The organism is Caldalkalibacillus salinus, from assembly GCF_016745835.1.
In the GTDB taxonomy this organism is placed as follows: Bacteria; Bacillota; Bacilli; order Caldalkalibacillales; family JCM-10596; genus Caldalkalibacillus_A; species Caldalkalibacillus_A salinus.
Genome location: NZ_JAERVL010000028.1, coordinates 86,160 through 96,969, shown reverse-complemented (window position 1 = coordinate 96,969; position 10,810 = coordinate 86,160). Strand labels below are relative to the sequence as shown.

The window sequence follows — 10,810 nt, the reverse complement described above, 5'->3', positions numbered from 1 at the left end:
AGTCTTTTTTTACAATGTCTACTTGACAGGGGTAAGCCCAATTCAGAAAAGATCATGATCTTTTTATAATCAAGACGATCAATGTATGGTCCTGAAACAATGGACATGATAAGCTTTGGGACAAAATAAGCTATCCAAATCCCACCCATGGCTATTTTTGATCCCGTCATGTGATAGACAAGGACGGACGTCACAAAGGTTGCAAAAGTACTGCCTAATCCCGATGCAAATTGTGCTAGCCACATAATTAAAAATGATCGGTTGCCAAAAAGCTTTTTCATTTGGTTTCCCCCTCACAATCCTCACAATCACCAGTCAAGACTCCTCAATCTTCGCTGATAGATTTGTAGTACAAATGATACTCACATGCTGCCTCACGTTTGCTCTTTACTATTTCGCTAAAAGTGGCATCTTTCCTTTCTATTTTTTAACAATTAAATGAGATAGGGAGTATATTAAGGTGACAAGCGGTCGGACTGGCCAACGGGTTGCTCATGGTCTGTAAAGGCTGCTTGTAGTTGGGATAATATAGACGTCGTGTTCTTTTCCAACACCGTGCGCTTGGGCGGAAAAACCTGAGGTGCTCAGCCGCAAAAATCCTAATAGCCAATATAATGTGTTAAAGATAAGCGTCCCTACGGCCACTCCTCCGATGTAAGACGGATGACTCAAGTGACCCACCACAGCGGTATCCACGGCTCCCAACAAAGGTGTTGTGAAGGTCGATATGATCAGGGGAATGGCCAGCATCAAGAAAGCGTTGTGGGACAACACCTCCGTGGTATCCTTATGGCCTTTCAATTCCGTTCGCATAGCGTATATCTCCTTGTCGCTTCATCTGTTATTATAAATCGTTATCATTATGATTTACTGCGTTAAAAAAGACTACGTCAGGATACTGTTACCGCTCTAATCAGGGCTTGTGTGTAGGCGTGACGCTCTCGATCATAAAGTGCTTCTATAGCAAACTGGTCAACGATTCTCCCTTCTTTGAGTACCATCACGCGGTCACACAGATAAGTAACGGATCGAATATCATGAGAAATGAAAAGGACGGTCATATGCGTTTGGTTTTGAATCTCTTTTAGTAAGTTAAGAATGTCTACTTGCACTGTCATATCTAAGCTTGCTGTAGGTTCATCACAGATCAACATCGTCGGCTCAATACTCACCGCCCTGGCGATACTGACCCGCTGCTTCTGCCCACCACTTAATTCACTTGGGTAACGTCTCGCCATACGCTTATCTAAACCCACTCTCTCTAACAGCGCTTCAGCCATAGCTTGACGGGATAGACCTTCCGCTGGGATAAAGGAAGGTGTCAATGCCTTAAAATTATCTAAGGGCTCAAGCAAGCTTTTCCATATTGGCAGCTTGGGATTCAATGCCGTGTGACTGTCTTGGACAATCAGCTGCATATTCTGTCGATACTGCCGCATGAGGTCGCGCTTCTTTGGGGGAATGGTGATTCTCTGAAATATGACGCGTCCTGTTGCATAGGTTTCTAATCCGAGAAGCACCTTCGCTAGCGTGCTTTTGCCACTTCCGCTCTCTCCGATAATGCCCACACTTTCCCCTTTGTTAACACGGAAGGTCACATCGTCTAACGCTTGTACACTCTTACTGTAGATCTTCGTTAAACCATCGACGACTAATTGACTCATAGAACACCCACGCTTTCACGTTTCTTATGTGCCTCTTCTTCCGGAAGAGCCAATAGACTTGTGCTTAATCTTTTCGTGTACGGATGCTGAGGATTATCACGTATCTGCACTGGAACACCCTTTTCAACGATTTGCCCTTGATGCATGACACACATCCGGTTAGTCCGCCTGTATGCTTGGGCGAGGTCATGAGTGATTAAAAGCACTGCACAGCCTGTTTCACGTTGGACTTGGTCAATATAATTCATGACTTTTTCAGCGTTCATCACATCTAGTGCGGTGGTGATTTCATCGCATATCAGAAGGGATGGCTTCAGCGCAAGCGCCATGGCGATGGCAGCACGTTGGATTTGTCCCCCGCTAAGTTGGAAGGGATAACGGCGATATACGCGGGCTGGATCGAGCCCCACTTGCGCTAAGACCTGGTCAACCTTCTTCTGAGCTTCTTTCTTGCTTAGGTTCGTATGGGTCACGATCGTTTCTACAAGTTGTTTGCCCACTTTGATGAACGGTGTGAAGCTCCCACGGTAATCCTGAAAAATGAGCCCAATTTCTTTTCCTAGTAATTTGCGTCGGTTCGCAAAGGGCATACTGAGCAGATCGTGATCACGGTAATAGACCTGCCCTTGGACAGACAAATGTTCTGGTAGGAGACCCATAATCGCTTTGGCCGTTAAGCTCTTACCGCTACCACTTTCGCCTATCAAACCTAACACCTCCCCAGGTGCTACCTCGAAGTTTAGGCGATTGACTAAAGTCTCTCCTGTCCGCGTGCTGATATGTACATCTTGAATGGTGATCAATGGTTTCTTCACCCTTCACCCCTCCTTTTACGAATGTCGAAGTAGCTTTTTAAACCGTCCCCTAGCAACTGGCAACACAGTACGGTCATTATGATGGCGAGGCCTGGATAGATCATAAGAGCCGGATTGACCTGGAAGAATCCTTGCCCATCATTGAGCATGGCCCCCCACTCTGGCATAGGCGGCTGGGCACCAAGGCCGATATAGGACAGGCTAGAGATGAGTAGTATGACCTTGCCGACATCAATGGCAACCATCACAATGATATCTGGTAACACATGCGGCCATATATGCAACCGAATCGTTTTCAAGGGATGGGAACAAGCGAGTCTTGATACGAGGACATATGCTTGCTCTTTTTCAGCGAGGACAAGACCGCGGACGACACGAGCGTACATAATCCAGCGCACCAGTACAATGGCCATGATAATATTCGTTAAACTCGGGCCTAAAATGCCAGCGATCGCCACCGCCAGAATAAAGTCAGGAAAAGCCAGAATACCATCGATTATTCTCATAAAAAAAGCATCCAGCTTCCCACCTAGATACCCAGAAACCAGACCGATCGGGACGCCTATGCCGACAGACATGAGAATGGCCAACACGCTTAGGCCGACGGTCAATTGGGCGCCATAGACAATCCTGGAGAAAACATCTCGTCCTAGGTGGTCCGTTCCTAACCAATGAGTCACTGAGGCACTTTGTAGCCTGTTTTCCATGTCCACATAAAATGGATCGTGGGGGGCAAGGCTGCCACCAAAGCATGCCACAATAGCTAGACAAGTCGCCAATACCAGGCCCACAATCAAACTGGGATGACGCGCACGTGCTGTCATTCTGGTTTGCGCGACGCTCATGATGCCCACTCCTTTCCATGCTGGATCTCGGGGTTTAACAAGCCATACGTCAAATCCACAACAAGATTAATCAATACCACAAGACAACCCACGATAAGAATGTAACCCTGGATGACGGGATAGTCACGGTCCATCACGGCTTGTACAATAAGTTCTCCCATGCCAGGCCAGGAGAATAGCATTTCAATCACCGTAATGCCCCCCAGTAGACTTCCCATACTTAACCCGAACAAGGTGACCACAGACATAAGACTCCCTTTGAGCGCGTGTCCGAACAATATGGTAGATTCACGCAAGCCCCTTGCCCTAGCCGCTTCGATATACGAGCTTTGTAACGTCGTAATCAGGCGTTCTCTCAGTAGGCGAATATACATGGGCGCCATGGCCATCCCTAGTGTTACTGAAGGTAGGATATAATGTTCGATAGACCCCATCCCCATAACGGGGAGCAGGTTTAACTTTAACGAAAAAAAGTAGATGAACAGCAACCCTAACCAAAAACTCGGAATGGAGGCACCGAGCAGTGCTATCCAGCGTGTCACATAATCCGGCCACCGACCTTCGTACAATGCCCCTACTAAACCTAAGGGCACTGTGATACATAGGAGAACCATAAAACCTCCAGCGGTCAAAGCAAGCGTGGCAGGTAATCGACTCATGATCATACCTAAAACGGGCTCTGAGGATATCATTGATAGGCCTAAATCCAACTGAACAACACCCTTTAGCCACTGAGTATATTGCGTGAGTAAAGGTTGATCAAAACCATACTCTTTGAGTAATTGCTCTTCTTCAGCTGTGGTCGTGGCGATCTCGTCTACGTTTAGTATAGATCTGATCGGGTCTCCTGGTGTGACCTTCATGAGCACAAAAGTGGCCAAAGATAACACGAATACCATGATGACCAGCTGCCCCATTCTAGCCCCTATAATAGATAACATTCTCCGCATGATTGCTCACCTTCTCCATTGTCCCTCGCTAAGAATCTAGAAAGAAAATACACGGCTTAACAGGCATAGTACACAACCCATGCCCTACCATGCCACGTCCATTTTATGGTCAATGATATAATACTCTACCGCACCGGGACGCCAATTCGTAACCCGCTCATGTACCCCCACAATGATATGGGGATATAGCATAAAGGAATGTAGGATCTCATCTTGGATGATGGCTGTCGCGGCTTGTTGTAGTGCGACCCGTTCTTCTCTATCAGCCGTGGCATTCAACTGCTGCCTGATATCGTTGAGCTCTGGGATATGTATGTGTCCCGGGTTTAAAGAGCCGTCTGGTCCATAAGCGACATTCAAAAAGTAGCCCCCGTCCCCCCGAGGAGCGGTCATATTACTGTAGGTGACGATGTCCCATTCGTCCTGTTGCTCCCATAGGTAGCTTTCAATGTTTTCGACGGTGACAACATTCATGTCTACTCCTATAGCAGCAGCTTCGGACTGTAGGTATTGCGCTATGACAGGTAGCTCAGGACGTCCCTGATACGTGGCTAAAGTGAAACTCAGTGGTTCACCGTCTTTTTGCATGAAACCAGCTTCATTTTTATCATAGCCGGCGTCAATCAGCAGCGCTTCTGCAAGGGAGGGATCGTACGTGTCACCTGCCTGTTCAGTGGCAAAGGGTAAGTCGGGATTGTACGGCCCATTGGCTTGTGTTCCATGTCCGTTCATGATTTCGCGCACCATCACGGGCCTGTTCACGATCAGATCCAATGCTTTACGCACGTTGTGATCTTGTAATGCCGGATGCTGCATATTATAAAGGAGGAAGTGAGCCCGTAAACTGGTTATAGACTCTATTCGTAAATCCTCGCTCAGCTCTACCGGCTCCAATGCTTCTGGCGATAGATGAAAAGCAATATCTGCTTCCCCTGACTGCAGGGCAAGGGAGCGCACGTTACTATCTGAGTTAAAGGTGACTGTTACCTCATTGAGATTAGGCATGCCGTCCCAGTAATCCTCAAAGCGTTCTAACTGAATCTCCACTTGAGGCGTGAAGTCAGTGACTTTAAACGGCCCTGTGGCGATCGGCTGTGTCCCGATGTCCTCTGCATCAACCTTTATCACCGCCGTGTTCGTATGTACCAATTCAGTGAGCAAAGCAGGATAAGGCTCTGATGTGATAAACGTGAGCGCTTGCCCTGTGGCTTCCATGTCCTCTATCTTCAATGTGGATGCGACGGCCCTATTGACCTCCATTGCTCGTTCAAAAGAGGCTTTCACTGCTTCCGCATCCACGCTCGTGCCATCATGAAACTTCACACCCTCTCGGATGTTAAAAACCCAGGTCCTCTCGTCGATTTGTTCCCATGATTCCGCTAACCATGGCTGTATCTCCAAATTCTCATCAACCTTAACTAATGTTTCAGCCATTCCTGCCGGCACTGGCATCCAATCTTGATGTGGATCCAATGAACTTGAAGCGAAACTGAATAATACTGTTAAAGATTTATGGTCACCAGATGACTGATTTCCCGTTTCCCTCTGTATGTTGGTTGTCCCCTCTTCACTTAAACAACCAGATAGGAACATGCCGACCATCAAAATCGTGATGTAAACAATCATTTGTTTTTTCATGACGCCCCCACTCCTCTTTTTCTCTGATAGCTCTCTCATGTACTACATCCCATTTAGAATTATAAATAATAATTGTTACGATTTAAATCATATACCAAATGGTTAGTTTTGTAAATAAGACAATGTGATTACTTCTAATTTTTTGGTGTAGGACACGATTCATCGACTATTAGATTATTTTAAAGTCCAAAAAAAAACACACCCGTATAGGCCTTTCAACCTACAGGGGTGTGTTTCGTCCCGACCATACATTTGTTGTGTCCCACAAAATAGGCCATCGATCACGCACAAATTTGGCTAAGCCTTCACCCTAAGTCATTACGGAGTCAACTTGCTTCATTCAATTCATTGAAGCAGAGAAAAAAGGTAAATCCTTGACACGAAAATATTACAAGTGTAATATTTGAATAGCTAAACATGTTGGCAAGAATACAAAGAAGAAGAAACTAAAAGTGCTAGAGCCTTACCCAGAACGCGTTCTATGGCATTGCAAGATCTATTAGATTTTAATCACTTGAAATGAGAGGAGACAGAATATTGAAAATTAAACGGATGGCCCTACTTGCTATACTTGGTCTTTTTTTGACTGGTTGTACTGTTCTTGAGGAGCAACCGACCCAAGCAGCCAGTAACCAAGATAAGCCGTTAAATGTCAACCATATGGAGGTCGATCAATTTTTTGAAGGAAAGGATGGCACTTTTGTTTTTCGAGATATGAACAAAGAATCGACTTATATCTACAACGAAGAGCGAGCCAATCAAGCGTTTGCCCCCCAATCCACATTTAAAGTCCCTCATTCTCTTATCGGGTTACAGGTCGGGGCTGTAGTAGATGAATATGATATCAAATATTGGGACGGAAAAGAGAGAGCCATTGAGGTATGGAATCAAGACCATACACTCGGGTCTGGGCTAAGACACTCCGTTGTTTGGTATTATCGAGCGATGGCCCGTGATATTGGAGAGGAACGTATGCAGGAGTGGATTGACAACATAACATACGGCAACCAAGATATTAGTGGTGGCATAGACCAATTTTGGTTAAGTAGCTCACTGCAAATTACACCAATAGAACAAGCTCGTTTCATGGAGGCTTTGTATCATGAAGACCTTCCATTTGATCAAGATGTCATGAAAACCGTGAAACGGATGATGATTCAGATGGAAGGGGATGGGGACGACTACATTCTTTATGCGAAAACCGGTCAAGGGTCAGGGATAGGTTGGTACGTTGGGTTTATTAAAACAGAGAATCAAGCGTACGCTTTTGCCACTAATATGGCCAGTACATCAGCAGATGCCAAAAAGACGACGATTGATATTTTAAAAGCGTATCATTTGATAACAGATTAAAACATATTTAGGGTGCGTTCATCGCACCCTTTTTGTCTCATTATTTGGTATTTATAAAACCTTTTCTTGTATATAGGTTCAGTATAGGAGGAAGTTCTAAAGTTTTTATAAATTGTTACCTACCGTCGTTTTGCCCTGGTTTGTTATGAGTTGATTCGTTTTCTAGCCGGGTAAAGTGCTCAATCAGAAAATCACGAAATGTTTGGGCTGCACGCGATATATATCGTCCTTCCTTCCATGATAAATAATAGATTCGCTCAGCAGCTGGTTTTTTAATATGTACATGGGTTGTTAACTCGTTATCATCCAGTAACGATTGAGGAAGTAAGGCGATCCCAAGTCTTGATGCAACCAAGTCATTGATGATTTGGGGTTCATCTGTTTCACACACAATATTTGCTTCAAATCCAGCTTCTAGACATAAATCATCTGTCATTTGTCGAAATTGACGTCCCTTTCTAAAACCAATAAACGGTTCACTTGATGCTGCCCCAAGTTCTATATGGGAAGTCTCAGCAAAGGGGTGCGTTCTCGGGACAGCGAGTACAATCTTCTCTTTTTGTATCGGGACATTTTGAAACCCTTTATACTCAATTGGGTGACACGTGATACAGAAGTCTATCTCTCCTTTTACCAGCAACGCTTCCTTTATTTCCTGTGAAGGAGCGTGTGAAATATCAAAGCTAACATTCGGATATTGCTCAGTAAATTGATTGATTACATTAGGAAAGTGCGGGATAAAGGTCGTGTCCAAGGCTATTTTTCCTTGATTTAACCCCGCCATATCGTCAATTTCTCTTCTCCCTTCCTCTAGTGCATTTAATGCAATGTTCACTTTTGCTAAAAAGGCTTCGCCATAACGATTTAACTGAATGCGCCTTTCCTCTCGATTAAATAAGGGGACCCCAAGATCCTTTTCCAACTTAGCAATCGTTTGACTTAGTGCAGGCTGAGTAATATGGAGCTCCTGGGCTGCTTGGGTTATATGCTTGAGTTGGGCCACCTTTTGAAAATACTTTAGTTGAAGCAAGTCCATACATAGCCCTCCTTATCATTATAATCAATTGCTTATGCTAACATAATTAAATATAAATTTTTATTTATGTGTCCTCAACATTATAATGGAGCTGAGCAAAAGAAAAAAGTTTGGAGGCGCAACCACAGTGAAACAAATGGTATCCCCTCATAATCAAACAACAAAGAACGTTCAATTCAATCCACGGGAAAAACGTTTGATTCAGCTGCTGTGTATCATGATTCCTTTTTCAGCGATGAATATCATGATGTTCAACGTCGCATTAGCTGATATATCTCGGGAGTTCGATGTCAGTTTAAGTGCCACGAGCTGGGTTGTCACGATTTTCGGGATGATATACGCGATTGGCGCTTTAGTTTATGGCAAATTAGCAGACTTATATGGTATTAGAAAACTGACGTTATTTGGGATTATATTTTTTTCTATAGGTTCAATCGTGGGGCTAGCCTCTCAACATTTTTATTTATTAATTGTGAGTCGCCTTTTGCAAGGGATTGGTGCCTCATCTATTCCAACGTTATCGATGCTCATTCCTATTCGCTTCGTTAAAGCAGAACGCCGAGGCCGCGCACTTGGAATCGTTTCGGCAGTATTAGCTTTTTCCGGTGCTGTGGGGCCCATTATCGGAGGTTTTATAGTGGGGGCTTGGCATTGGAAAGCGTTGTTTGTATTCTCGCTAGCGAATATTTTGACATTACCTTTGGCTTACAGGTGGTTGCCTACAGAAGATCTTAAAAAGACAACTAAGCTCAATTACGTTGCTGCTGCTTTACTTGTCATCACGATTGTCAGTTTCATGCTGTCCATCACCATGCTCAACATTGTACCTCTACTCATAAGTATGTGTGCATTGTTCCTTTTTATCACACAGCAAAAAAGATCATCTTCACCGTTAATTCCTTTAAAGTTATTCCGAAACCGTGATTATCTTCGTGGATTACTCATGGGGGCGATCAATGCAGCAGTCAATTTCGGTGTTTTAATCATTACACCTCTTCTCTTTAGTCAAGTTTATAAACTGAATGAAACACGGATCGGTTTACTCCTTTTTCCTGGTGCCATGAGTGCCGCTCTTTTAGGCTATTTCGGCGGGAAAATGATCGATCGCAAAGGAAACCGATTTGTGATGTCACTCGCCATCTTTCTCATTAGCAGTGGTCTTATCGCTTTGTCGTCTATATCAGGATATTCCGCAATAGGTGTTGCAGTTTGCCTTGTTTTTACTAGTGTGGGCTATATTTTTATGCAACCCACATTAGTCAATTGGGTATCTAGCACAATGAATAGTCATGTTTCAGGTATTGGCATGGGCGTTTATAGTCTGAACAACTTTTTATCGACAGCTATTAGTGGTGCTGTCGCTTCCACTTTGCTTGATCAGATAAGTGGCATTCCTGTTAATCCTTTGGCGCCCTTTGGAGGCTCAGGAGTATACAGTAATGTGTATTTGCTATTTTTTGCTTTAACCTTAGTCAATCTAGTCTTGCTTTACCACTGGATGTACCGTAATGGACACAATGAAAATATAAAAGGAGGCATACATTCATGACTAAAGAAATGAAGGCAGCTGTTTTTAATCAGTTTGGGGATGCTGAGGTCATGCGACTGGCGCGTGTAACCGTGCCGAAAATGGAAAGGGATCAAATTCGTATAAAGGTAAAAGCTGCTGGTTTACAGCCTGTCGATACGAAGATAAGAAGTGGTTTTTTTAAAGAGATGACTATCGATTCTCCACAGCTCCTAGGTAATGAGTTTGCTGGCATTGTCGATAAAGTTGGATCGGATGTGAAGGCAATAAGACAAGGGGAAGAGGTGATCGGTTGGACGATGCTGTCCGCACATGCCGAGTATGTTGTCGTCGATCCGAGCCAAGTCGTCAGAAAACCTAATAAAATGAGCTGGGCTCAAGCAGGGGCCCTATCAGGGTCGGGGCAAACCGCACTAATGGCACTTGAGGAAATCGGTGTCTCGAGAGGAGATACGCTGCTCATTCACGCCGCAGCAGGTGGCGTGGGGACAATGGCCGTACAGCTTGCTAAAGAAATAGGTGCAGAAGTGATAGGGACTGCTAGTGAGGCTAATCATGATTATCTACGTGCATTAGGCGCTACGCCGGTGACGTATGGGGAGGGTTTAGTCCAGAGAGTGAAACAATTAACGCCTCAAGGGGTTGATGCCGCAATTGATGCCGCAGGACCCGAAGCTTTGCATGCCTCACTTGTACTCGTCCCTTCTAAAGACCGGATTATCACAACCGCTTCACGCCACCTCGCTAAAAAAACTGGTGTGAAAGTCATACGTGGTGAACGATCGCAGGCTCGTCTTAATAAACTCACGCAGTTGGTGGATAATGGCACACTCCGTGTCCACGTTCGGAAAACTTTCAACCTCGGTGAAGCGATAGAGGCACATCGTGAAGTAGACGTTGGCCATGGCTATGGAAAAGTCGTTTTTGTTGTGGGGGATTAAAGAATCGATCGATTATTTGTATAATCAATGAGCCCACTAG

At 44.7% G+C, this 10,810-nt stretch carries 10 protein-coding genes and 1 pseudogene; 3 read left to right on the top strand and 8 right to left on the bottom strand.

The annotated features are described in order from the left end of the window. The 7 genes and pseudogenes from JKM87_RS15655 to nikA form a co-directional block, all read right to left on the bottom strand. Window positions 1-281, bottom strand: a 281-nt coding sequence (locus JKM87_RS15655) for an MFS transporter (RefSeq protein ID WP_202081299.1), incomplete at its 3' end; no start/stop codon positions are given. Between the two features lie 259 nt (window positions 282-540). Next, a pseudogene (locus JKM87_RS15650) lies at window positions 541-813 on the bottom strand (MATE family efflux transporter); the annotation flags it as partial. Window positions 814-890: 77 nt separating this feature from the next. Next, a complete protein-coding gene (locus JKM87_RS15645; RefSeq protein WP_202081298.1) occupies window positions 891-1,664 on the bottom strand; it encodes an ABC transporter ATP-binding protein in 774 nt (257 codons plus the stop codon). Continuing rightward, on the bottom strand, window positions 1,661-2,479 hold the full coding sequence (locus JKM87_RS15640; protein ID WP_202081297.1) for an ATP-binding cassette domain-containing protein: 819 nt from the start codon (window positions 2,477-2,479) through the stop codon (window positions 1,661-1,663). Before JKM87_RS15640 ends, JKM87_RS15645 begins: the two co-directional genes overlap by 4 nt. Then, complete coding sequence (gene nikC, locus JKM87_RS15635; RefSeq protein WP_202081296.1) at window positions 2,476-3,324, bottom strand: nickel transporter permease; 849 nt, start codon at window positions 3,322-3,324, stop codon at window positions 2,476-2,478. Before nikC ends, JKM87_RS15640 begins: the two co-directional genes overlap by 4 nt. Further along, window positions 3,321-4,274 carry a nickel ABC transporter permease gene (gene nikB, locus JKM87_RS15630; RefSeq protein WP_236838879.1) on the bottom strand — a complete coding sequence of 318 codons (954 nt, stop codon included), beginning with the start codon at window positions 4,272-4,274 and terminating at the stop codon, window positions 3,321-3,323. The genes nikC and nikB overlap by 4 nt, the downstream gene beginning before the upstream one ends. 84 nt (window positions 4,275-4,358) lie before the next feature. Further along, entirely contained in the window at window positions 4,359-5,912 is a 1,554-nt protein-coding gene (nikA, locus tag JKM87_RS15625; RefSeq protein ID WP_202081295.1) for a nickel ABC transporter substrate-binding protein, read from the bottom strand. A 552-nt stretch (window positions 5,913-6,464) separates the two neighbouring features. Between nikA and blaOXA the strand changes: the two genes are divergently transcribed. Then, complete coding sequence (blaOXA, locus tag JKM87_RS15620; protein ID WP_202081313.1) at window positions 6,465-7,265, top strand: class D beta-lactamase; 801 nt, start codon at window positions 6,465-6,467, stop codon at window positions 7,263-7,265. A 115-nt stretch (window positions 7,266-7,380) separates the two neighbouring features. On the opposite strand, the gene JKM87_RS15615 is transcribed toward blaOXA, so the two are convergent. After that, a complete protein-coding gene (locus JKM87_RS15615) occupies window positions 7,381-8,301 on the bottom strand; it encodes a LysR family transcriptional regulator (RefSeq protein ID WP_202081294.1) in 921 nt (306 codons plus the stop codon). 136 nt (window positions 8,302-8,437) lie between these two features. Between JKM87_RS15615 and JKM87_RS15610 the strand changes: the two genes are divergently transcribed. Both JKM87_RS15610 and JKM87_RS15605 read left to right on the top strand, forming a co-directional pair. Further along, entirely contained in the window at window positions 8,438-9,850 is a 1,413-nt protein-coding gene (locus tag JKM87_RS15610; protein ID WP_236838888.1) for an MFS transporter, read from the top strand. Next, on the top strand, window positions 9,847-10,770 hold the full coding sequence (locus tag JKM87_RS15605; RefSeq protein ID WP_236838877.1) for an NADP-dependent oxidoreductase: 924 nt from the start codon (window positions 9,847-9,849) through the stop codon (window positions 10,768-10,770). The genes JKM87_RS15610 and JKM87_RS15605 overlap by 4 nt, the downstream gene beginning before the upstream one ends. Window positions 10,771-10,810: the final 40 nt, after the last annotated feature.

Excerpts from the sequence above, each read along its gene's own strand:
- JKM87_RS15645 (WP_202081298.1), bottom strand. The coding sequence starts at position 1,664 with ATGAGTCAATTAGTCGTCGATGGTTTAACGAAGATCTACAGTAAGAGT.
- nikC (WP_202081296.1), bottom strand. The coding sequence starts at position 3,324 with ATGAGCGTCGCGCAAACCAGAATGACAGCACGTGCGCGTCATCCCAGT.
- JKM87_RS15605 (WP_236838877.1), top strand. The coding sequence starts at position 9,847 with ATGACTAAAGAAATGAAGGCAGCTGTTTTTAATCAGTTTGGGGATGCT.
- nikB (WP_236838879.1), bottom strand. The coding sequence starts at position 4,274 with ATGCGGAGAATGTTATCTATTATAGGGGCTAGAATGGGGCAGCTGGTC.
- JKM87_RS15610 (WP_236838888.1), top strand. The coding sequence starts at position 8,438 with ATGGTATCCCCTCATAATCAAACAACAAAGAACGTTCAATTCAATCCA.
- nikA (WP_202081295.1), bottom strand. The coding sequence starts at position 5,912 with ATGAAAAAACAAATGATTGTTTACATCACGATTTTGATGGTCGGCATG.
- blaOXA (WP_202081313.1), top strand. The coding sequence starts at position 6,465 with ATGGCCCTACTTGCTATACTTGGTCTTTTTTTGACTGGTTGTACTGTT.
- JKM87_RS15615 (WP_202081294.1), bottom strand. The coding sequence starts at position 8,301 with ATGGACTTGCTTCAACTAAAGTATTTTCAAAAGGTGGCCCAACTCAAG.